Origin of the sequence: Paenibacillus sp. BR2-3, assembly GCF_046529485.1 — a bacterium.
GTDB lineage: Bacteria > Bacillota > Bacilli > Paenibacillales > Paenibacillaceae > Paenibacillus_AQ.
The window spans coordinates 480,805-501,568 of record NZ_CP126311.1; the positions used below are offsets into that span (position 1 = coordinate 480,805).

The 20,764-nt window shown below is 45.7% G+C and carries 22 protein-coding genes, 4 pseudogenes and 1 riboswitch; of the genes and pseudogenes, 15 read left to right on the forward strand and 11 right to left on the reverse strand.

Annotation, left to right across the window (positions count from 1 at the left end):
* The first annotated feature begins 39 nt into the window (after positions 1 to 39).
* Together PaeBR_RS02375 and PaeBR_RS02380 are read left to right on the forward strand one after the other, a co-directional pair.
* Positions 40 to 1,347, forward strand: a complete 1,308-nt coding sequence (locus tag PaeBR_RS02375; protein ID WP_410513322.1) for a GntP family permease — start codon at positions 40 to 42, stop codon at positions 1,345 to 1,347.
* Between the two features lie 19 nt (positions 1,348 to 1,366).
* Positions 1,367 to 2,503, forward strand: coding sequence for a glycerate kinase (locus PaeBR_RS02380; protein ID WP_410513323.1), 1,137 nt, complete (start codon positions 1,367 to 1,369; stop codon positions 2,501 to 2,503).
* Positions 2,504 to 2,545: 42 nt separating this feature from the next.
* On the opposite strand, the gene PaeBR_RS02385 is transcribed toward PaeBR_RS02380, so the two are convergent.
* Positions 2,546 to 3,574, reverse strand: a complete 1,029-nt coding sequence (locus tag PaeBR_RS02385) for a CdaR family transcriptional regulator (RefSeq protein WP_410513324.1) — start codon at positions 3,572 to 3,574, stop codon at positions 2,546 to 2,548.
* Positions 3,575 to 3,634: 60 nt separating this feature from the next.
* Entirely contained in the window at positions 3,635 to 4,549 is a 915-nt protein-coding gene (locus tag PaeBR_RS02390; protein WP_410513325.1) for a phosphatidate cytidylyltransferase, read from the reverse strand.
* A 97-nt stretch (positions 4,550 to 4,646) separates the two neighbouring features.
* Here PaeBR_RS02390 and PaeBR_RS02395 point away from each other — a divergent pair, with 97 nt between their 5' ends.
* Together PaeBR_RS02395 and PaeBR_RS02400 are read left to right on the forward strand one after the other, a co-directional pair.
* Entirely contained in the window at positions 4,647 to 5,189 is a 543-nt protein-coding gene (locus PaeBR_RS02395; protein WP_410513326.1) for a hypothetical protein, read from the forward strand.
* A 37-nt stretch (positions 5,190 to 5,226) separates the two neighbouring features.
* Positions 5,227 to 5,424, forward strand: coding sequence for a hypothetical protein (locus PaeBR_RS02400; RefSeq protein ID WP_410513327.1), 198 nt, complete (start codon positions 5,227 to 5,229; stop codon positions 5,422 to 5,424).
* A gap of 80 nt (positions 5,425 to 5,504) precedes the next feature.
* On the opposite strand, the pseudogene PaeBR_RS02405 reads toward PaeBR_RS02400, so the two are convergent.
* A pseudogene (locus tag PaeBR_RS02405) lies at positions 5,505 to 6,140 on the reverse strand (DsrE/DsrF/DrsH-like family protein); the annotation flags it as partial.
* A 176-nt stretch (positions 6,141 to 6,316) separates the two neighbouring features.
* Between PaeBR_RS02405 and tnpA the strand changes: the two are divergent.
* Positions 6,317 to 6,613, forward strand: a pseudogene (gene tnpA / locus PaeBR_RS02410) (IS200/IS605 family transposase); the annotation flags it as partial.
* Between the two features lie 78 nt (positions 6,614 to 6,691).
* Positions 6,692 to 7,048, forward strand: coding sequence for an RNA-guided endonuclease TnpB family protein (locus tag PaeBR_RS02415; protein WP_410513328.1), 357 nt, complete (start codon positions 6,692 to 6,694; stop codon positions 7,046 to 7,048).
* Positions 7,049 to 7,164: 116 nt separating this feature from the next.
* On the opposite strand, the pseudogene PaeBR_RS02420 reads toward PaeBR_RS02415, so the two are convergent.
* Positions 7,165 to 8,151 (reverse strand): annotated as a pseudogene (locus tag PaeBR_RS02420) (FAD-dependent oxidoreductase); the annotation flags it as partial.
* On the reverse strand, positions 8,151 to 8,438 hold the full coding sequence (locus PaeBR_RS02425; RefSeq protein WP_410513329.1) for an ArsR/SmtB family transcription factor: 288 nt from the start codon (positions 8,436 to 8,438) through the stop codon (positions 8,151 to 8,153). The pseudogene PaeBR_RS02420 and the gene PaeBR_RS02425, both read right to left, overlap by 1 nt.
* 680 nt (positions 8,439 to 9,118) lie before the next feature.
* Positions 9,119 to 9,289: riboswitch (cyclic di-AMP (ydaO/yuaA leader) on the reverse strand.
* A gap of 325 nt (positions 9,290 to 9,614) precedes the next feature.
* Between PaeBR_RS02425 and PaeBR_RS02430 the strand changes: the two are divergent.
* From PaeBR_RS02430 to trxA, 3 genes and pseudogenes are all read left to right on the forward strand, one after another.
* Positions 9,615 to 9,887: pseudogene (locus PaeBR_RS02430) on the forward strand (transposase); the annotation flags it as partial.
* A gap of 1,471 nt (positions 9,888 to 11,358) precedes the next feature.
* The gene (locus PaeBR_RS02435) at positions 11,359 to 11,745 is read left to right on the forward strand and encodes a MerR family transcriptional regulator (protein ID WP_410513330.1); all 387 of its coding nucleotides are present in this window, start codon (positions 11,359 to 11,361) and stop codon (positions 11,743 to 11,745) included.
* A gap of 12 nt (positions 11,746 to 11,757) precedes the next feature.
* The gene (gene trxA, locus PaeBR_RS02440) at positions 11,758 to 12,096 is read left to right on the forward strand and encodes a thioredoxin (protein ID WP_410513331.1); all 339 of its coding nucleotides are present in this window, start codon (positions 11,758 to 11,760) and stop codon (positions 12,094 to 12,096) included.
* A gap of 49 nt (positions 12,097 to 12,145) precedes the next feature.
* Here the strand turns inward: trxA and PaeBR_RS02445 are convergent, their stop codons facing one another.
* Entirely contained in the window at positions 12,146 to 13,027 is an 882-nt protein-coding gene (locus PaeBR_RS02445) for a CHAD domain-containing protein (RefSeq protein ID WP_410513332.1), read from the reverse strand.
* Positions 13,028 to 13,168: 141 nt separating this feature from the next.
* Between PaeBR_RS02445 and PaeBR_RS02450 the strand changes: the two genes are divergently transcribed.
* Positions 13,169 to 14,170: a copper amine oxidase N-terminal domain-containing protein gene (locus tag PaeBR_RS02450; protein ID WP_410513333.1), complete on the forward strand. Its 1,002-nt coding sequence runs from the start codon at positions 13,169 to 13,171 to the stop codon at positions 14,168 to 14,170.
* The gene (locus PaeBR_RS02455) at positions 14,151 to 15,080 is read left to right on the forward strand and encodes a biotin/lipoate A/B protein ligase family protein (RefSeq protein ID WP_410513334.1); all 930 of its coding nucleotides are present in this window, start codon (positions 14,151 to 14,153) and stop codon (positions 15,078 to 15,080) included. The genes PaeBR_RS02450 and PaeBR_RS02455 overlap by 20 nt, the downstream gene beginning before the upstream one ends.
* A gap of 88 nt (positions 15,081 to 15,168) precedes the next feature.
* On the opposite strand, the gene PaeBR_RS02460 is transcribed toward PaeBR_RS02455, so the two are convergent.
* From PaeBR_RS02460 to PaeBR_RS02480, 5 genes are all read right to left on the reverse strand, one after another.
* A complete protein-coding gene (locus PaeBR_RS02460) occupies positions 15,169 to 15,495 on the reverse strand; it encodes an antibiotic biosynthesis monooxygenase family protein (RefSeq protein ID WP_410513335.1) in 327 nt (108 codons plus the stop codon).
* Between the two features lie 287 nt (positions 15,496 to 15,782).
* On the reverse strand, positions 15,783 to 16,109 hold the full coding sequence (locus tag PaeBR_RS02465) for a hypothetical protein (RefSeq protein ID WP_410513336.1): 327 nt from the start codon (positions 16,107 to 16,109) through the stop codon (positions 15,783 to 15,785).
* 17 nt (positions 16,110 to 16,126) lie between these two features.
* Positions 16,127 to 16,906, reverse strand: a complete 780-nt coding sequence (locus PaeBR_RS02470) for a Fic family protein (protein WP_410513337.1) — start codon at positions 16,904 to 16,906, stop codon at positions 16,127 to 16,129.
* A gap of 240 nt (positions 16,907 to 17,146) precedes the next feature.
* Positions 17,147 to 17,437 carry a hypothetical protein gene (locus PaeBR_RS02475; protein ID WP_410513338.1) on the reverse strand — a complete coding sequence of 97 codons (291 nt, stop codon included), beginning with the start codon at positions 17,435 to 17,437 and terminating at the stop codon, positions 17,147 to 17,149.
* 57 nt (positions 17,438 to 17,494) lie between these two features.
* Complete coding sequence (locus tag PaeBR_RS02480; RefSeq protein WP_410513339.1) at positions 17,495 to 18,274, reverse strand: carbon-nitrogen family hydrolase; 780 nt, start codon at positions 18,272 to 18,274, stop codon at positions 17,495 to 17,497.
* A gap of 177 nt (positions 18,275 to 18,451) precedes the next feature.
* Here PaeBR_RS02480 and PaeBR_RS02485 point away from each other — a divergent pair, with 177 nt between their 5' ends.
* From PaeBR_RS02485 to PaeBR_RS02500, 4 genes are all read left to right on the forward strand, one after another.
* Positions 18,452 to 19,663: a phospholipase D-like domain-containing protein gene (locus PaeBR_RS02485; RefSeq protein WP_410513340.1), complete on the forward strand. Its 1,212-nt coding sequence runs from the start codon at positions 18,452 to 18,454 to the stop codon at positions 19,661 to 19,663.
* Positions 19,617 to 19,898, forward strand: coding sequence for a hypothetical protein (locus tag PaeBR_RS02490; protein WP_410513341.1), 282 nt, complete (start codon positions 19,617 to 19,619; stop codon positions 19,896 to 19,898). Before PaeBR_RS02485 ends, PaeBR_RS02490 begins: the two co-directional genes overlap by 47 nt.
* Before the next feature lie 61 nt (positions 19,899 to 19,959).
* Positions 19,960 to 20,337 (forward strand): hypothetical protein, encoded by a 378-nt coding sequence (locus tag PaeBR_RS02495; RefSeq protein WP_410513342.1) that lies wholly within the window; start codon positions 19,960 to 19,962, stop codon positions 20,335 to 20,337.
* 80 nt (positions 20,338 to 20,417) lie between these two features.
* Positions 20,418 to 20,744 carry an ArsR/SmtB family transcription factor gene (locus PaeBR_RS02500; RefSeq protein WP_410513343.1) on the forward strand — a complete coding sequence of 109 codons (327 nt, stop codon included), beginning with the start codon at positions 20,418 to 20,420 and terminating at the stop codon, positions 20,742 to 20,744.
* The last annotated feature ends 20 nt before the right edge of the window (positions 20,745 to 20,764 follow it).

Genomic DNA, 20,764 nt, shown 5'->3' on the forward strand with positions numbered 1-20,764 from the left:
AATTAGAAAAAATCAAGATCACCCTGAGGAGGATTTGAGATGACAGCAGCGGCAGCATTAGATATTAGCTGGATTGGCGCTTTAGCCGGACTAGCGCTGGCAATCGCATTAATTTTGTTTAGGCTGGCACCCACTTATGCATTAATTCTGGGAGCCATTGTTGGAGGATTTATTGGTGGAGCGGATTTTTCAGAGGTAATTAAAATCCTTATTTCCGGAACACAAAGTGTTCAAGGGACAGTTATTCGTATTATCGCTGCAGGTGTTTTCGCTGGGGTAATGATGGAATCTGGATCAGCGGGAACCATTGCGAAAGTTATTGTTGATAAACTCGGTGGAACGAAAGCTATGCTGTCACTGGCATTGGCTACTATGATTATCACAGCGGTAGGTGTATTCATTCCTGTTGCCGTATTGATTGTTGCACCTATCGCCTTGTCTGTCGGTAACAAAATGGGATATTCCAAAGTTGCCTTGCTAGTGGCTTTATCTGGCGGAGGTAAAGCGGGTAACATTATTTCTCCGAACCCGAATACCATTGCAGCAGCAGGTGGCTTCAAACTCGATGTTAACCAGGTGATGCTTGGCGGATTAGTCCCTGCTCTTTTCGGGTTAGCTGTTGCGGTTATTATCGCATCAATAATTAAGTATAAAGGCACTAAAGTAACGGATGAAGAAGCCGCCGAATTGGAAAAGGCTAGCGCTATAGATCTCCCACCTTTATCCAAAGCTCTGGTAGCTCCGATCATCGCTATTTTTCTATTGATGATTAGCCCGATTGGTGCGATGTTAGGTATTGACTCCCTTGAAGCTCTAAAAATTGACTCCTTGTTCATCCTGCCGTTTGCAGGTATAGTGGGCTCCTTGGCACTAGGTAGGGCTAATAAAATATTGGATTATTGCACAGCCGGTTTGAATCGAATGACACCAACGATATTGATCATTATTGGCGCGGGTGCCATTGGCGGACTGATTACAGCGTCAACCCTGCCTGCAGAAGTTGTTGCTCTTGTACAATCCTCGGGTATTTCCGGAATGTTCCTTGCACCCATCGCAGGCGTGTTAATGGCAGCAGCAACAGCATCCACTTCGACAGGTGTTATTTTGGCAACGGGTTCATTCTCCAATGCGATATTAAATACAGGTGTAGCCCCTCTGTCGGCCGCAGTTATGACCCACGCCGGTGCTACGGTAATCGACCACTTGCCGCATGGTACTTACTTCCACGTTACACGTAATGCCATGGGCATGAGCATGAAAGATAGAATGAAGGTTGTCCTGTTTGAAAGTATGGTCGGTATAACGATGACTGTAGTAGCAGTAGTTCTTTACGGATTTATCTTATAGAAGGAATGGAGAATGATTTATGGGAAAAATATTTTTGCTCGCTCCTGATTCGTTTAAAGAAAGCATGACGGCAAAAGAAGTATGCGAAGCCATGGAAATCGGCATAAAAAGAGCTATCCCAGACGCGGAGTGCATTCATGTACCTATGGCTGATGGCGGTGAAGGCACCGTCCAGTCATTGGTAGATGCAACAGAGGGCACCTTGGTACAAAAAGAAGTGACCGGGCCTCTGGGTACGCCGGTTCTCGCCCATTACGGAATTTTGGGAGACGGCAAAACAGGCGTGATTGAAATGGCATCAGCCAGTGGAATTCATCATGTTACGAAGGAAACAAAAAATCCTTTAATTACGACTACCTTAGGAACAGGTGAATTAATTAAGGATTGTATTGAAAAGGGCATTACAGATATTATTCTAGGCATTGGCGGAAGCGCTACGAATGATGGCGGCGCTGGAATGGCAAAAGCTCTGGGGTATAAATTCCTGGATAAACAGGGGAATGAGCTGCAGCTTGGCGGCGGATACCTGGGTGAGTTGGATCAGATCGATACTACGGATGTGCTTCCGCAACTACGGAATATTAACATCTTGGTAGCATCGGATGTAACCAATCCATTGTGCGGGGAACGAGGCGCATCCGTAGTTTTTGGTCCGCAAAAGGGTGCTACTCCTGAAATGGTTAAATTTTTGGATGACAATTTAAGGCACTACAGTACAGTTATAAAACAGCAGCTTGGAATCGAAATTCTGGATGTCCCTGGTGCAGGTGGTGCAGGTGGCCTTGGCGGTGGACTGATCGCTTTCACCAACTCCACAATGAAAAAGGGAATTGAAATTGTTATCGAATATACAGGTTTGAAAGAGAAACTGCAAAATGTGGATTGCTGCTTTACAGGAGAAGGGGGCATCGACTTTCAGACGAAATTCGGTAAAGCACCTTTCGGAGTTGCCCAGGCAGCTAAAAGTGTTAACAGCGGTATGAAAGTGATCGCCTTGGCAGGCTATGTAGGCATGGATGTTGAAGCCTTGTACGATGAAGGTTTTGATGCTATCTTTGGAATTGTTCCTGGAGCGGCAGATATTGATACCTTATTGGCGCAAGGCAAGATGAATGTTGCCCGTACATCTGAAAGCATTGCCCGATTGTTAAAATAAGAATCAAAGAGGGTGTCCCAAAAGTCATATGGGACATCCTCTTTATATGATCCGATTAATCAGCATAAAAATTAGTTCCACGAGCTCCAAAATATTTTTGGGATCTTTGCCTGTGATCGTATAAATCTTGTTTAATCTATAGTTCAATGTATTCCTATGGATCATGAGCCTGTTGGCGGTTTCATTGGCGTTTAGATTGCAGTTGAGATAAACCTGAAGTGTTTTTATCAATTCATCATTTTTTTCGAGTAAATGGGCCAGCCGTTCTGCCTTTGTATCATTCTTTTGCAGTTTCGACATATCGGCGATGAACTCACATTTAGAATAGGAAATGGTATTTTCGTTGAAATAAACACCTTTCAATACACGCATAGCTGATTTGGCCTGTAAAAGTCCGTCAGAAATCGAATCGTTTATATTACTGATGGAAATGAAAGCATCCGGATACTGATTTCTAATTTTTTGTTGCAGGGCTTCAATCTTATCCGCTTCCTGAACGACTATGCAAAGCGAAGTTGAGGACATTTTAAAGGAAGATAAGCTTTTAGTGATATCTTCTGCAATCTCATTAGGAGATTCCACATATATGATTTGGGAGGGTTTAGTTAACTGAATGCCATAGGTCAATGCCTGATTTATTAATTCTATCGTATAGGTGGTGTCTGAATTTATAATTAGGCTAAAAAATTCCTGCTTTAAGTTATTTTTCAAATTCTCCTTTTCCAATGCGATGCTTTGGTCGATTAACAAAATAACAGCTGACTTTACAAGGTTTCCGAAGGGTCTCGTTTCCTTTACTTCACCGCTGATTCCTACCACTCCGACAATATTGCCATTCAATTCGATCGGTAAGTTAATGCCCTTCTTTACGAATTCCTCATCGTTGTTAATTTCCACGATTTTCTTTTGTTTTATGGCTTTCACCGCACCATGATGCAACGTACCAATCCTGCCTTTATTTCCACTCCCGATGATAATGCCTGTTTGATCCATAATATTAATATTATATGGAATATCCTTCATCATTCTATTAACAATGTTTTGAGCCTGATTATGAGTTAACTCATACATAGCGGTATCTCCTTCATAAGCACTTCTCTAACGTGATTTATCACTTATAGCACTTACAATCTACATGAAATCGAAAAAATAACGGATCACGTGGAAAAAGACGGGCGAGGTGTAGGTCAAGCTGTCCACCCGGCTTAAGTAGCTTTTTTTCAAAGCATCGAACTTATTGTCATCGCCGATTAACAAATCCCGCTTCAGCACGGAAACCGTAAGGCTACCGAAGAAACCGCTCAAGCTGATCAGCATGCCGGAAACAATCCCGAAGGTAAGGTCAAGCGGCGTGAGGTAAGGGTAGATTAGGTAAGACACCCCTGTCGTCACAAAAAACGCGAATGCGAAGCCCTCCCAAGTCAAATTCGGGTTGGCTGTCGGGATCACTTTACGCTTGCCGAAATACATGGATGCCAGATTGTGCGCGACATCACCCAGCTGTGTCAATACCACTAGAAAAAGCACAAGTCCGGCCCCATACTGCGGCGTAGCAAATTGAAAATAGGCCAGGTGGCTAAGCCCGAAAACCATCAGCATGAGTCCCCACTGGGTAGAGCTGACGCCGCGCAGAAATCCGACGGTTCCTTTATTTATCAATCGCGGGAGCGGCAGGAACAAGAATACATAGACAGGGATAAAGACAATAAACATCCCGTACCACCCGATATAAATCCAGTAAAACTGCACGGGAATCGACAAGTACGCCCACAGAAACAGTCTGCGGTCGGCTTTTCTCGACCTGATCATAGAGAAATATTCTTTCAGCGCGAAAAAGGTGAGTACCATGAGGGAAAGCAGTGAAACCACCGGATTGAACAGGGTGGCCAAGCAAAAGATGAAGAGCATGCCCCACCAGGTCTTGATGCGAAATCCAATGGCGGTATAGTCTTTGTCCGGCTGTATTTTGCCCATCACATAATAAATCAATTGGATGGCCGATAAGACTGCAAAAATAAGAACTAACGTTAATAGTGAGCTGTCCATAGCCAATCACCAACTTGTCGCAGGGTAGGATTCCATTAAAGGGATCTTATGTTATTATGAAGGAAACGTTCAAACTTGATAAGGGGAAATTTTGTAAATGGCAGATGATCGATCGGTCTTTATCTTGCTTACGAATACGGGAACGCTTTTTACGAAGATCATTCAAGGTTACACGAAAGCGCCTTACAATCACGCCTCGATTTCCTTTAACCGTGAACTTTCGGAGTTGTACAGCTTCGGGAGAAAGCATCCGAGCAACCCTCTGAATGGCGGATTCGTGAAGGAGGATATCAAGACAGGGACGTTCAGCAAGTATCCGAACACGACATGCGTCATCTACGAGCTTCATGTTTCCGACCGTGAAATTGAGAAAATGAAGCGCGTCTTGCAAATCTTTATCCGAAGCCGCAAAAAGTATCTCTATAACATTCTGGGTGTGATTGGCATCGCACTGAAAGAACCGGTGGAATTCAGCAACTCCTACTTTTGTTCGCAATTCGTCGCAGAAATTCTGGAGCGGTCCAGCATAAAGCTATGGAATAAGTTGCCTGCGCTTGTTACGCCGGATGATTTTCGGCAAAGCGACCGGCTGCATTTGATCTACGAAGGGTATTTAAGTCAGTACGAGCCTCAGCTATGATAACATTACATATAAGCTATTTACTGGAGTGAGAACTTTGAATAAAAAGAATAATAAAAATCAAACATGGATCAGGCTGGCGTCTTCCGTGCTGTTAATTGTACTCAGCACGCAGATTCGTCCGGAAGGATCAACGCTGCTGGGTGTTTTGCAGACGCTTATGCTAGGTGTAGGAATGGTAGGCTGCTGTCTGGCCATATGGAAATTTAGCAAGGGCGGTAAAAACAAAGGGTAGGGTATATATGACACAAAGAAGCCGCAGCATATGCCGCGGCTTTTTCTCTATGCGTATAATGAGAACTTTGACTCCGCCATTTATATAAAAAGATTAATCCCCGACTGGTCAGCTTTGCCTAAATAGTACCCGACACCGCCGATTTTAACACCATCGATCAGTTCTTCCTGCTTTATGCCCATTACGTCCATAGACATCTGACAGGCTACAACCTCTACACCCTGCTGAATGGCAGTTTCTATCAGGTCTTCTAAAGAAGAGATATTCTTCGCTGCGGGAACCTTGTCTGGCTTTCGCAGAATATTCAGGCCCCAGAAGGTGAAGAACATCGTGACTTTTTTGGAACTGGAGGCAGCACCGTTGGCAATGATGAATGAAGCAATGGCTTTATCCAGATCCCCGCTAAAAACGACCATGGTAGTCCCGTCAGTCGTCGCTACGACGTTACCGGATTCAACAGGTGTGACGGTGGATGAGGTTTTGCGTATCAAAGCTTCAATCTGACCGTTTGACGATTTGCTGACATGAAGCATTTCATTGCGGGACATGGTTGCCCAGGATTGAATATCCTCGTAGAAACCCGGGTCTGATGCTGTCACATGCAGCACTTGCCCATCCTCTAGCTGATCAATGGAGCGTTTGACCTCAATGAGTGGTCCCGGACAGGACAAACCGCAGGCATCCAGTTGGATATTAGCTTGTGTCGCGGGAATAGCTTGGACAGGAGCCACAGCTACAGGCATTTTTGGATTTGGTTTGTATATCGCCATTTGATGAAAAGTTTTCGCAAACTTGTGACTTTTAGTCGTGAGTAAGAAAACTTCGGTTCAGGCGTGTCGATAGACACGTTAATGAACCGACATATGGTATGATTATATTGGGTAATGAAAATATGGTAAACATCAAACATGGACGGGGATATGTTTACGCCATTGAGTACCACATCGTATGGTGCGTAAAGTACCGACACAAGATTCTTGTAGAAGAATTAGATGTAAGACTAAAAGAAATTCTTCTAAAAATTGCGTCCGACTATGCATTCACAATATCTGAAATGGAAAGCGACAAAGATCATATCCATCTGCTTGTTGAATGTACACCGCAACACGCAATACCCAGTATGATTAAAGCATTAAAAGGGATATCAGCGAGACTTCTTTTTAAAGAGTTCCCAATAAGGAAGTACATCCAAGATCAAAAAGTGAAATGAGGTGAAAATCAATGGTAGTGAACAAAGCCTATAAATTCTCATTCACAAGACGATTGGATGTGCAAGGTTTGTATTCAATCACTTCCTTACCACGACATCATTGCGATGGAAGATTTACACGTAGCCAGTATGGTCAAGAATCATAAATTAGCCAAATCCATTAACGAAGTCTCTTGGTCGATGTTTCGCTCCATGTTAGAGTACAAAGCGAAATGGTATGGTCGTATGGTTGTAGTAGTGGGCAAAACCTTTGCAAGCAGTCAACTATGTTCCTGCTGTGGCTATAAAAACAAAGACGTTAAAGACCTGAACTTACGTGCATGGGACTGTCCTGATTGTAGAACACATCACGACAGAGATTTCAACGCAAGCCTAAACATTCTTGCCGAAGGTAAAAGACTGCTTACCGTGTAAATGGGCCGTATAGCCATTATACAAACTGTCGGAACGACAGGGTTAGCTTGGTAAACTTCTCTTCGTTAGAAGGGACTACCCAAGAATCTCGTGACTTTAGTCATGAGAGGTTCAAGTGTTTTAAATCCTCCAATCAGGTTGCGTACTCGGAATCCTTTTTGCTGTAAAATACGCGAAGCCGTATAGCCGCGCAGACCCACTTGGCAGTAGACCCAAATTTCCTTGGCAGCATCTAGTTCCCCCAGTCGATCACGCAGTTCATCAACAGGTATAAGCAGAGAACCTGCGATATTGCCATTCTGATGCTCGATCTCTGAACGAACGTCCACGAGCATCGTAGTGTCCCTGTCTCGTGATTCCAAATTCCGGGAAGTGAAAGTTCCCGTTTTATCCGTCAGGATATTCTCAGCAGCATACCCCAGCATGTTCACAGGGTCCTTTGCAGAAGAGTAGGGCGGTGCATAGGCAAGTTCAAGCTCTGTTAGGTCCGTTACCGTACCCTGAAAACGAATAACAGTTGCAATATCGTCGATCCTTTTGTCTACGCCATCGAAGCCGACGGCCTGTGCCCCGAGAATTTTTCCGTCAGGAGCAAACAGCAGCTTGAGAGTAAGGGGGGACGCTCCTGGATAATAGGAAGCATGCGAGCGGGTAGCCTCGTCTGAAACCTTCTGCTTAATACGATCCGTATCGGGTATATTCCGCACCACATGTATATTAGGGTTATCATTCCCCGGCCAAGCCGGACGAATGGGTTTGGCACCAGGCGAGAGAATAAGATAATCGTAGCTTTCTTCGTATATACCGCGCTCTTTACTGTTTACCTGAACGGTTTTCTTCCCGGTGTTGACTTGGGTAACTTCACTTTCAATACGAATATCTATATTAAAACGCTTAGTCATCGCTTCTGGGGTTTGTATGATTAGTTTCGACCGTTCCTTGATGGTATCTCCTATATAATAAGGCAGCCCGCAATTGGCAAAAGATATATAGGGATCCCTTTCGAACATTACGATGTGCGCTTCTTCATCCAGTCTGCGTAATCTGGCTGCAGCCGAAGCGCCACCGGCCACACCGCCAACAATTAATACCTTTTTACTCATTATGATTCCTCCCCGAAAAACATCCGCACAAGACTTTTTACCTTTTCGTCTCTCACGGTGTAGTTAACCTCCAGTCCATTCCGCTCAGTTTCAACAATTCCAGAGCTGCGAAGCTTCTGCAAATGCTGGGAAACGGTGGACTGCGGCAGATCCAAACACTCTTGCATGAAACTGACATTACAGGAGCCCTTTTTCAGGAGCCCTTTTACGATACATAAACGAACGGGATGGGCCAAAGCCTTCAATATTTCGGCAGCTTCATGATATTCCTTGAAATTGTTATCCATTGGGATCGTCACATCCTTATTCAAAATCATTATATAACGATATAAAATGTAACTATTATTTTGGCAGTCGTCATCCTATTAAGCTATTGATCTTGCCGGAGTCACATCGCTGAGGGTTGAACCAGGGGGAGACAGTTCTTTTCCCGAATAGCTCTAAGCTGTGCTTTTAAATCAGGAATGCTTCTATCCAGAATGGCGCTTATATCAGGCAGGGTAAGCTTTAGGCGATACCAAAGAGCACACAGGACTATATCCTCTGCTCCTAACTGCCCTTGGGTCAGAAGAGAATGACTTGCAAGGTGGGCAGAGCATTGACGAATGCAGTTTTGGTAGGCTAGGGTAGACAATAATTGAGAGTCGAGATCCTCCTGGCGGATAGACTGGTAGAGCTCTGCGAAGATGCGGGTTGTGATTAGCTCAGCTTCCGCCGAGGATTCCAACAATAAGGAACTGAGGGAATGGACTCCGGCAGTATGGGTTTGAACGTATTCAGAAAACAAACTGGCAGTGGATTGACTCCGGAGGAAGCGACTAGACATGATTCCACTTTCCTTTCTAATTGGCTATAGTGAGGCCAGTTCAACGATTTCAGCCATAAAAAAACCGTAGGCAGAGGAGGACCTCTGCTTACGGTTAATAGGCGCAGTTAATATTTAACCTCGCATATAACTTAGCGGATCAAGGGCTCTCTCTATACGCTTACGAGGTTAGCTGTCGGATTCGGACGGTGAGAGTCGCCCTACCTTGTGAGACCATAAGTTAAGTCTCCTTCGGATTCACCCCAATGAAGGCCTTGCGGCCCGTTTGGTTCCCCCGTTTCCCGCGAGGCGGGAATTCAGCGTGCATCAATGGGTTATGGATTTAATCCGAATCATACTCCTTGTAGATTGCATTGTAAAAATCTGAAAAACACCACTACAGCCGAAAAAGAAGCGAAATGGGGCAAAGAGGGTGAAATAGTGGAGTGAAACAGAGTTTATTGCGTTATTTTGACCTCGTTGAAAAAGGATTGCATCGTGCTAAGGTGGGAATGAAGAAACACCATCATGCCACCCCGGGTGGCTTCAGACGTATATGAGCGGACAAAAAAATGAGAACGCTACCACAAACTCCGGAGGAATCTGCTCATGAAATTATGACTATCGTGCAGAATTACCCGAAATACCACAATCCCGAAACTACTGTAAGGTGGTGACCCGGCATGTCTGGGAAGACAACAGCAAGGAGTGGGTACGGAATAACCGGCTCAGCAAGTCAGGCAAACAGTTGTACCGCAAACGAAAAGAAACGATTGAGCGAAGCTTCGCGGATCCTAAAGAGCTCCATGGGTTTCGCTATTGCCGTTTGCGGGGGTTGCCGAACGTCAGGGAACAAGCGCTAATGACGGCAGCCGTGCAGAACATGAAGAAGATGGCGATCCACCTGGATCGTCTGGAAAGACGGGGGTAATCCCTTCAATTTCCCGATTTTACATGTACCAAAACAAAAAGAGAAGCCCTAAGTCATGAAAATGACTGGGTTTCTCGACAAGCTGAGAGGATCTTATGATCCTCAAGGAAAATGCCACACTAGATCTTTAAATATCAGAATCCTCTTCTGTTGGATCGTGATCGGGGAATGCCGCAAGGGGCAATATAGGATACTCTACTGAAATATTCATGGATATCAGATGCAAAAAACATCATTATAGAAATGAGAGCAGTTATCTCCCACTTCCCTTCTGTGTTACTAAATATTGATATTAATAGTTGAAAAGTTACTCCACCAAACACAAAAATTCTATTTTTTTTCTCAAAATAAAGAGCTGCTGGAAGATAAGCAAGATACAAATAAGGAAACCACAGTATAGATAAGCAACCAATTCCATGGAGTATTGATTTTAGTCGTTTATTCAAAGTGCAAGCTCCCTTCATCAAGCTTTTTTATCTATAATGAGTGTTGAGTCTACAAACGAAGATTGATTATATGAGTTTCTATAGATCTTATACTCGGCCTTATTTTCAGAAATAATTTTATTATTAACGATTATTCGTGAAGTCCAAATGCCTTCGGTTAGTGTTGGATTTATTTGCATACCAAAGTAGTAATCTCTACTGTTATTAGTTTTGTTACTCTGCTTCAAAATTTCAAAATGTAAAATATGAATTTGAAATTTGGGATCAAGCAGTTGAAAGTATATCATTGTATCTTGTTTTACATTAGTAACCCTACACCAAAAGCCGAACAAAATAAGTTAAAAAATGACAATAAAATAAGCCATTGTTTCAAGCAGTTCGGGCCGCCAAGCCTTCAACTGCTCCATCCGTACAGCAATACGGCGAAACAGACGCTACCACAATAGCTTACTTTTAATTGATATACCGTCATTTTAGCATCCTGAGCCATAGGGTCAAGGAGATTCCAAACGGTATACAAAAAAAGTTACGAATAAATGATATGCCCTGATTCCTCCGTGTACGAAGGGTCAGGGCTTTTTTGATTCCTGGATGCTGCGATTCTGATCTGTACCACAGATCAGGGCGTGAAATCATACATAATCACAAACTTCATATTCAGTTCGTTTCCAATTTTGAAAAAATGGAATTCGAGGGTCTGATTTTCTATTGTCTTTTTCGAAATGAAGGAAAAGCCTCCTTGAGCCGGGCGTAGCTCCGTGGTTTTCAGCAGTAAAGGAGACAGGAATAACACGTAAAAAAACTGTCCATGGAGGGAGCCTTACCCCAAGCGTACGGTTATTTCCGGGTTGCTACGTAGAGCCGTGGCCATTAGCGCCTTACATTGTGGGCTGCAGGAAGGTTGTAAGGCAGCGTGTCAGAGAAAGAGATCAAGGCCCGTTCATAAGAAAAAGATTGACCCTGACACTGGTGTCAGGGTTTATACTAGGTCTAGACCATTTCTCATGAACCCCGGGGAGAATGCCATGAAAATAGGTGAGCTTGCAGCACTTACGGGCGTTAGCGTCCGGTCACTGCGATATTACGAAAGTCAGGGATTGATTACGCCGGTCCGTCAGGCCAACGGATACCGGGAGTATTCACCGCTTGCCGTTGAGACTGTCGAAACCATTCAGCTGTATTTGAATTTAGGTCTGTCGACGGAGCAGATATCAGGCTTTCTGCACTGTGTGCTCAGGAACAAGGAGTCCTTCTGTTCTGAAGTGATGCCGCTGTACGCCAGTAAGCTTGCGGATATTGAGAGTCAGCTCCTGCAACTGAATCAGATCAAACAAAATCTGGAGGAGCGCATGGCTTCGATTCTTCAAGAGCAGAAAGACACTGCATCGGAGACTGTAACAAAGAAGACGTGAGGGGGATCTTGAATGGCTATAATGAGTGCGGACAACGCCGATATGCTATCAGAAGAATTACAGCAGGGAGGAACGGTGTTGGTAGATTATGGGGCCCCTTGGTGTGCTCCCTGCAAGGTGCTGCTGCCTCTTCTGGAGGAGCTTCATCAGGAGTTTGGGGACGCTGTATCTATTGTTAAAGTAAACTGTGATGAACTGCCACAGCTGGCAGCAGAAGCGGGTGTGATGAGCATGCCTACTGTCATTGTGTACAAGGAAGGCCAGCCGATGGAGAAGCTGGTGGGCCTCCGCCCGAAGGCAGTCTACCAAAGCCTATTAAACAAGCACTTAACCAGCCGGACTATTATATAAAAAACTAAAATCAGGCAGGAGCATCGAAGGATGCTTCTGCCTGATTGGTTTACGAGCCTTTGATATGAACCACTTCATTCTGCTGCAAGGCTTCCAGGACCTCTGCTCTCAAGGTGCGGGTAAAGGCCTCCCACGTTTTTTTGCCGATATCCAGCTCTGCTCGTCCAATGCTGTTCAGCGTATTGAGCCATACCCGCTTATCATTAATCTCTCCAAGCTGTTCCTGTACTTCCTTATAAATCGCCTCATTCGCATGGAATTTCTGATTCAGTGCGAAGGATGCAGCACTGGCAGTGTACCGCAGCTCCTTGGCGGCAATGCGAAGGTCATGCAGTGCCTCGAAGGCCTCCTCCGAGTCAGCTTTCGCTTCCCGAAATATGTCCTTGCAGGCTTTTTTCTTCTGCTCGTAGGCTACCTCAAGCTCCCGCATGACAACATTGGCATCTCTCTTCGCTACCAGGGGCTTCAATTGCTCGCCTATAAAGGTGGCCCACTGTTCATCCAGCTCCTTGCCCAAAAGCTGCGGCAGCTCCCGAGCCAGCTTCTGCCGGTATTTTTTGCGCTTTTCCTTTTGATGCTTAATGACCGCCTTCAGGAGCCCGGCGCTTCTCTTGTCGCCGTCTTTTTTGGACTGGCGCCGTCTTTTCTTGAAAGATTCAATGAGTACGTCAGCATCCCTTACCCTGCCCAGAATCTTCTGGGATTTCTTGAAGAGAGGGTATAAACCTGAGGAGTGGCCGGGGTCAAGAATGGATAACAGAGTAAGCAGCTTCCGGCTGTTCACCCGGGCCTGATGAATATCCTCGTCATCAAAATTTTTCAGAGCGTCCTTACAGTAGTCCCGAAAGTTGATGTACAGCAGGCCCAGTGCCTGTTCCCATTGTTCCGTTTTTCCCGGCTGACTAATTTTTGACAGGTGTTCGACCGTCATGCGGATCCCTCCTAAAAGTTTGCTGGCTTTATACCGAATGCAGAGAAACCTTTTCAAAAATGATTGCGTCTTATACTATAAGACAACGTTATCATGATCAAACAACGATTACAAACCAACAGGTTGACAGGAGGGTGAAGGATGATGAAAAAGAACATGCTTGCACTGGTTTTTGGCTTAGGCCTGCTTATTCCGGGTGGGACTCTCTATTCGGGTGTACATGAAACTGTTCTGGCCGCACCTGAAATAACAAGCGCCGCAGCCGTGACTGCTGCCGCCAACACACCTGTAGTTATCGTTAATGGAAAAAAACTGATGCTTGCAGACGCGCCTTTTACTAAACAGGGAAGACTGCTTGTTCCACTGAGAGGAGTGGCGGAGGGATTTGGTGCGTCAGTGACATGGAATAAGGCAACCCGCACCGCCTCTGTAACCCGTGGTGTGCATGAGGCCCAATTGACAGCCGGCAGTACGGCGGCAGTTAAGGACGGCATTGCCGTGAAGCTGGATGTCCCGGCAGAGATACGCAGCGGCAGAATTTATATTCCTCTGCGCTTCTCCGCAGAAAGTATGGGCGGGCTTGTATCCTGGAATGCTTCCACCGCGACAGCTTCCATTACAATGCCGCTAACACCGGCTGCCGCCCAATTAATTATTCAGGACAGAGCTGAGGAGGCAGTGACGGCGCTGAAGGAGAAGGACTGGGAGTCTTTGCAGGCTTTAAGCTCACCGAAGGGAGTTCGCTTCTCGCCATACGGTTATGTTAATACGTCCAGTGACCGGTTACTGAGTCATAGCTCCCTGACTACAGCCCCTCTGGACAATACCGCGTATCTTTGGGGCTCCTATGACGGCAGCGGTGATCCCATCAAGCTGAATTTCGCGCAGTATTATGACCGGTTTATATACAGCTCCGACTTCGCGGCCGCCCCGCAGATCGGTTACAATGTCACTATAGGTACGGGTAATACGCTGGATAACTCGCGAAATATATACCCGAATGCCATTATTGTAGAATACCATTATGACGGATTTGATCCGCAATATGCCGGTATGGATTGGCAAAGCTTGCGACTCGTATTCGGGAAAGAGGGTAGTCAGTGGGTACTGGTGGGCATTATTCATGATCAATGGACGATCTAATCCGGGAGAATATACGGAAATGAGCCGGCTTCCGCAGCAACTGGTACTGTTTGAGCATTTGCTTCAGGAGGGTGAGGAAGCGGAAAACGGCGGGAGGGATGAAGGTACTGCTGACGGAAAATTCGGAGATATGCTGATCCCGTTCGCTTATGAGGAAACGCTGTGCCGCGACGTTGGCCTTGGCACAGCACCTCCGGCACTGCATCTGTGGAGTCATCCGGGCGGTGTGGCGCTGGGCCTGCGGGACAGCAAGCTGCCCTGCGCCCGGCCCGCCATGCAGAAGCTTGAGGAGGAGCAGGGCTTCCGGACAGCGGTAAGGCATTCCGGCGGTGCGGCTGTACCGCTCGATGCAGGGATCGTCAACGTATCCCTCATTCTGCCGAAAAGCCGCGGAAAGCTGGACTTTCATGATGACTTCCGACTGTTGGCTTCCTTGATAACGGAAGCTGTAGCCGTAACTCATCCACTTGCGGCGGCGCAAATTGAGGCAGGAGAGATCACCCATTCCTACTGTCCTGGTGATTTCGATCTCGCGATCGGCGGGCGCAAATTCTGCGGCATTGCCCAGCGTCGGCAAAGCCATGCGTATTTCGTACATGCCTTTGTCGTTATAGCCGGATCGGGACAGCAGAGGGGAGAACTCATTCGCCGCTTTTATGAGGATGCTGCTTGTGGAGAGGAAGGCTTGTCCTATCCGGACGTGCGGCCCGAGACGATTGGCGGATTAGGAGAATTGGGCGGACCAGAGACAACGGAAGCTTTTGCCGCAGGGATAAGGCAGGCGCTGATACAGCGCGGAGTAACCCTCCAGCCAGCCTCTGCTCTGGCGCAGGAGACAGGCTATACTCTGGAGTATGGGGATATCCGCGTGCTGGAAGCTGCGCGGGTGCTGCGGGAACGCTACTCATAGACTAGAAGAAGCGGAGCATGGAGAGAGGCGTTACAGTAGTCGGGGAGACCCGGATCTGTAACGCCTCTTTTTTGGAGAATCAGCTTATTTAACCTTTTTCAAATCCATAATCCCGTTCGACCTTACAAACTCTTGTTTTATAAGTGAGATACCAATCAGATCTACCTTGTCTTTGGGCGACTAAATGCCGTTCGTTCTGTTTCCATATTTGTATAGCTTCAAGAGATTCCCAATAAGAGACTGTAATACCTACACCTTCTCTAGCACTTTCTACGCCGAGAAATCCAGGTTGGACGGATGCAAGTTTCACCATTTCATCTGCCATTTCCGCATAGTGGTTATCCCCGTCCGTTCGTTCAGATGTAAAAATCACTGCATAATAAGGTGTTTGTGGCGTTTTAGCAATCTCACTCATGACTCTATCCTCCGTTAAATAATGACTTGTGATACGATTCACTGCGCTGTCTAATACGGTAAGAATCTTCTTCATGCTGAATGCGGAGATTTTTTTTTTGGAGTAATTTGATATGAAATTCCCGCCTGAGTAGTTGGCCCTCCGGATTCAGCAATTGCCATATATAATCCCCATTCTCTTACTTCATGGGCTTCTCAGAAGCTCGTGGAGCTTTCTCCAAGCATAATAAGGAAACAAGATTTCGTTAATCACACTAGTTTAGCATTAAATTGCGAATTATTATTTCGTTATTCAACCTTCTCGTCAAGGTAACCAAGATCGGATAAACGTATATTAGAATAAATAACACCAATGCGGTAAGATGTTATCCGCTTTTCTCCACTCGCAGATTCCAAAATTCCTTTTCCAAGCCATTCCTTTGTCCAGTTTGTAGCAGTTCGGGGTGTGACTTGAAAAGCTTCAGCAATATCCTTAGGTTTAATAGAACCTCCATTTTTCATTAACATTCGCAATAAAACAATTTCCTTTGGCTCAAGTCTTGCTACTATAGGATTAATTAAGCTTTTGCTGTTTTTTTGTGCGGAAATAGCAACTTGTTGAAATGCATATGCCATAATCCGTGTGAAATATTCTATCCAAGGTGATAAACTTTTGGGAGCGTGCCGACCTTCATAATATAAAACCGGGAGCCCCATTTATTGGAATAGTATCCAGATAAGTCTGCAAAATAGTACTCTTCCATGGAATTAAATCCTCTAAGATTATATCCTCCGGTAGATAGAATATAAGATGCCAATGCTCTAGATGTTCTGCCATTTCCATCATCAAAGGGATGAATAGTTAATAACTGATATGCAGCGATGGCTGCCTTAATTGGGGTTGGAAGTTCGTGTTCGCTATTAATCCATTCTATCAATTCCATCATTAGCTGAGGTACGTCTATCCACTCGGGTGGTATGTAATCGGGCTGCCGGGTTTCCGCGTCATAAACAGCAAATAATGTTCCTGGTGGAGTTGGCCCTCTGTAAGATGTTTCTTTTATTCCCCTATCGGTTCCTCTCCTCTCAATGATTGTGTGTAACCGCTTTACAAAGGGCTCATTAATAGGATACTTTAACTTCCTTGCTGTATTTAAAAAGGATAGTGCATCCCAATAATTTCTAACCTCTTCTTCAGCACGGATTCGAGAATTCTCACGTTTTGCTTGCACAATCTGAGAGACCTGTTCAAGACTCAAAGGATTGCCTTCTATTTTGGTCGAATAATGCGTCATTTTTAAACGTGCCCTATCCCTAAGCTGCTTTTCAACATCTGCTGGAATTGGTAATATATCAACTATAGCTTTGGCACGCTCAATTGACATTAAGTCCTTCACCATTAAATTCGTGTATTCGAATTTTGGAGAATACAATCTTATCAACTCCCTTATCAATTAATTTTAACATATATTAAGGAAATTTATTTTCCCTATTTTAAGTGTTAACGAATTTTCTTTTCTTAAACTTGCCCCTTCTTATGGTACGGTTCAGCATCTCACAATTAAACTAAATCTCCCGTTAGCGGAAAAAGGCAACCATTTAATATTGGTCGCCATTTTCCTATTGAATATTGCTGTCTAGTTCTCCGTTAGTGGATCATCTGCACAGGTCATTTAATTGGATGCGCTGTTTGCAGCAGAGCGATGCCTTTTCTGAATCGCGTGCATTCCCATGATCACCGCTACAAGTTCGTAAGTATCCAAATATTCGCATTCATTGTTAAGAAGAAAAGCACCGGAAGAAAACCAGCTGTTCACTTGTTCGAAACGGACAACAATCGCTCCGGATTCATCGGATATCGCATATTCCTTTGAAAATGCCGGTGACATGATCACGTAGTTACCTCGCCCGTTTGTTTCATATGTGAATTTCTTGGTGAAAAACGAAAATCTGTATCTCAACATACCCAACAGATCTCCGTCGGCACTGGTAACCTCCCATTTGCCGCCTCCCTTTGAACACTATTGATAGAATTCAGGCCGTCTGTCGGAGAAGACTGGTATTTGACGGCGGACCTGGCGGACCTTTTGCAAATCAATGTCACCGCTTATAATTTCCTCGTATTCAGAGGCTTCGCAGACAATCTCCCCCCAGGGATCAATGATCATGGAATGTCCGGCGAAGGTATTGACGGGGTCACTTCCCGCACGGTTGCAAGCTACGACATAACACTGATTCTCGATGGCCCTGCTAATTAGCAGCGCACGCCAGTGGGACAGTCTGGGCAAGGGCCATTCGGCGCAGACGAACAGCACCTCCGCACCTTGAACCATATGAGCGCGAATCCATTCCGGGAAGCGGATATCGTAGCAGATCAGACCTGCGCAGGGTACTCCATCCAATGCGAATAACCCTTTGGTTTCTCCAGGCTGCAAATATAGATGTTCCTCCATCAGACGAAACAGATGCAGCTTATTATATTCCCCGACGCATTCACCTTGGCGGTTGAATACAAACATACTGTTGGTTACACCGCCAGCGCTCCTTTTGGCCACCGAGCCGGCTACAATATTAATGGCGTACTTCTGTGCCAGGGACGAGATAAAAGACTTCGTGAGTTCACCTTCAGGGTCGGCGATTTCCTCCAGCCGGGTCAGATCATAACCGGTGGTCCACAGCTCGGGCAGAATGAGGCAGTCGGGGGCTTCGGCAGCCGCTTTCCGAATTTTATTCTCCGCAGCGGCATAGTTGGCAGTTGGATTGCCGAATGCGATATCAAGCTGGATAAGGGCTATTTTCAAAAGGGAACCTCCTCTGATGAATCTATATGGACCAAGAGTATATGCTCCCGGCCGCCAATGCAACAATAGCGTTAAAAACGTTTACAGGACCTGCTTCCGGGGTATCTATCTATAGCCTGATTAACAGCTTTCTATAACAAGCGGATAACCAAGAAGATAGCCCGGAGGTCCTTGCATATGAATACTAACAAGCTTATGGATACTGAAACGGATAAGCACCTGCAGCAAGGAATTATTAACTGTGTGAATTATTATCTCTCCGGCGGCTCCCTCCGTATTGCAGCGGAAGAATCGGGGGAAGCTGCTGCCTTTTTACAGGATAACATGAATGGGGAGAGAGTCCGCCGGTACCGGCAGGAGCTTGGCGGAGTGATTACTACTATAGAGCAGCTTGCTAACATTCCCGGGTGCAGTACCAGATGGATCGAACAGCTCGCACCTCTGGTCAGCCGGATGGATGGCGGCAAACTGAAAGCGTTGGCACCGCAGACGACCTGGCATAATGAGGTAACCGCCTATGTGAATGGTCCGCAATGTCTGGAACTGCTGATAGAGGAGATCAGAAAGGCGCAGCGTTATATCCATCTGTCTGTTATGTTATTTTATAACGACCGTTCTGGAAATCTGATTGCCAATGAGCTGTTGTCTGCTCTGGCCCGCGGCGTTAAAGTTCGCATGATGGTGAATTATTCGATTACTGCGTTGGGTTATGAGAAGAATCTTGAATTTGGAAGATTCTCTGAAATATCCGAGCGGCTGGAAGTGGCCGGAGCCAAGCTGCTGAATACCTCTAATTCTTATTATTCTTCGGAGGAATGGCGGACCCGGCGTCAGGCGCTAAAGCTTCAGGGGGTCCCGGAAGATATCCTGTTTCTTCAAGACAAAGTTCAGGAGACTGTAGAAATCAGCAGACTAAATGTGATCGACCACCGCAAGTTCTTTATCATAGACGGGATGACCTCGATCATAGGCAGCCTGAATATAGGTGATCAGTATACTTATGAGACGCCGATAGAGTATTCTTCTGCCGCTCAAGCGGATGGATATAAACTGGGGATTCCCAGCAAGCTGGAGGAGTGGCATGATGGCTGCTTCCGGATCCGGGGAGCCGTTGCCCGGCCGCTTAACGCCATTTTTCACTCACGTTGGCTGCTGCTTGGCGGGGATCATTTTGATGTCGTGGATTCCTTCTACTGTTCGGATATGGATCTTCATTTTGGTGAAGAAGAGTGTACGCTGTTTGCGAGCTTCCCCGGCAATCCGGTCAATCTGATTCAGCAATATTATCTGGACTTGATTTCGTATGCCGCCGACGAGACCGTGATTGTGAATCCTTATTTAATTGACGAGGATTTCTGGGAGCGGCTTCAGGCGCTGGGTTTCCTATGACAAGAGGTCGCATGCCGTATTTCACGGCTCCTACAATATTAACGAAAGAAGCGCCTGTCATGATTTTGAGCTGGGACTGCTGGTGAAGGGTCAGGCTTTGGCGGATAAGGTGAAGTATATGATTGATTACGATCTGGGCGTTTCCCACCGGATAACGGACAAGAAGGAATTTTTCAAGTATCCCTGGCTGCATCCCAGCACGTATATCAACAGGGCTACCCGCAACTTCACTTGATCGGTGATAGGGAACTTCATGTATAATGAACGTTATAAAACGTAACAGATGGAGCATGTATATGAAGATAACAATAACGAAGTACGGATTAAGAAAAGATGAGATATTATTCAACTCTTCATACGGAGAGGGCAGAGGGTTGTGGTGCGGTGCTGCTGTTACACTGGGTGAAGAGGTTGAAGTGGAGTTCGAGTTTATACAGTTTTTGATGAGATGGATTGATATATTGCCGTCTGACTCCAGTGAATTCAGCATGAGGATAGACCAGGATCGTGTTGTCTTTACCGGAAGGCTGGACAATATCGAGGAGGACGGAACGGCATTCCTGCAGATGGGTGAGGGTCTGATCATGTTCGAATGTCTTGGCGAGCCTATGGCCTTGGGTACTTTTGTAGAGGTAAGAACTGCTGATGTCCGGATTTACCCGGCAGCCTTGTAATCAGCTATCAGGTTCAAACGTTAAGGGTGCTATGTTATGATATTAAAGAATCAGAAGTAAAGCTATGAGGAGCACAAGTCATGAACAGCGATATTCAGCAATTTAAAACGGAGTTTTTCAAAGCGCTGGCTCATCCGATGCGTATACGCATATTGGAGCTGCTAAGCGAAGGTGAGAAGAATGTGAATGAGCTTCAGGCCATTTTAGGTTCGGAAGGCTCTGCCGTGTCCCAGCAGCTGGCTGTGCTGCGGGCCAAAAATGTTGTAGCCAGTGTAAAAGACGGCACCTCTGTAATTTACTCGCTCCGCGACCCCCTGATCAAAGACCTCTTGGCAGTAGCCAAGCAAATATTCGATAACCATCTTGTGAATGCCATTTCCTTGCTGGAAGGCATCCGAAGCGAATGAAAATGGAGCTTTAAGCTTAA

Bases quoted from the DNA above. Each gene is read 5' to 3' on its own strand.
- PaeBR_RS02375 (WP_410513322.1), top strand. From the start codon at position 40: ATGACAGCAGCGGCAGCATTAGATATTAGCTGGATTGGCGCTTTAGCC.
- PaeBR_RS02380 (WP_410513323.1), top strand. From the start codon at position 1,367: ATGGGAAAAATATTTTTGCTCGCTCCTGATTCGTTTAAAGAAAGCATG.
- PaeBR_RS02385 (WP_410513324.1), bottom strand. From the start codon at position 3,574: ATGTATGAGTTAACTCATAATCAGGCTCAAAACATTGTTAATAGAATG.
- PaeBR_RS02390 (WP_410513325.1), bottom strand. From the start codon at position 4,549: ATGGACAGCTCACTATTAACGTTAGTTCTTATTTTTGCAGTCTTATCG.
- PaeBR_RS02395 (WP_410513326.1), top strand. From the start codon at position 4,647: ATGGCAGATGATCGATCGGTCTTTATCTTGCTTACGAATACGGGAACG.
- PaeBR_RS02415 (WP_410513328.1), top strand. From the start codon at position 6,692: ATGTGCAAGGTTTGTATTCAATCACTTCCTTACCACGACATCATTGCG.
- PaeBR_RS02425 (WP_410513329.1), bottom strand. From the start codon at position 8,438: ATGGATAACAATTTCAAGGAATATCATGAAGCTGCCGAAATATTGAAG.
- PaeBR_RS02435 (WP_410513330.1), top strand. From the start codon at position 11,359: ATGAAAATAGGTGAGCTTGCAGCACTTACGGGCGTTAGCGTCCGGTCA.
- trxA (WP_410513331.1), top strand. From the start codon at position 11,758: ATGGCTATAATGAGTGCGGACAACGCCGATATGCTATCAGAAGAATTA.
- PaeBR_RS02445 (WP_410513332.1), bottom strand. From the start codon at position 13,027: ATGACGGTCGAACACCTGTCAAAAATTAGTCAGCCGGGAAAAACGGAA.
- PaeBR_RS02450 (WP_410513333.1), top strand. From the start codon at position 13,169: ATGATGAAAAAGAACATGCTTGCACTGGTTTTTGGCTTAGGCCTGCTT.
- PaeBR_RS02455 (WP_410513334.1), top strand. From the start codon at position 14,151: ATGATCAATGGACGATCTAATCCGGGAGAATATACGGAAATGAGCCGG.
- PaeBR_RS02460 (WP_410513335.1), bottom strand. From the start codon at position 15,495: ATGAGTGAGATTGCTAAAACGCCACAAACACCTTATTATGCAGTGATT.
- PaeBR_RS02465 (WP_410513336.1), bottom strand. From the start codon at position 16,109: ATGGCATATGCATTTCAACAAGTTGCTATTTCCGCACAAAAAAACAGC.
- PaeBR_RS02475 (WP_410513338.1), bottom strand. From the start codon at position 17,437: ATGTTGAGATACAGATTTTCGTTTTTCACCAAGAAATTCACATATGAA.
- PaeBR_RS02485 (WP_410513340.1), top strand. From the start codon at position 18,452: ATGAATACTAACAAGCTTATGGATACTGAAACGGATAAGCACCTGCAG.
- PaeBR_RS02495 (WP_410513342.1), top strand. From the start codon at position 19,960: ATGAAGATAACAATAACGAAGTACGGATTAAGAAAAGATGAGATATTA.
- PaeBR_RS02500 (WP_410513343.1), top strand. From the start codon at position 20,418: ATGAACAGCGATATTCAGCAATTTAAAACGGAGTTTTTCAAAGCGCTG.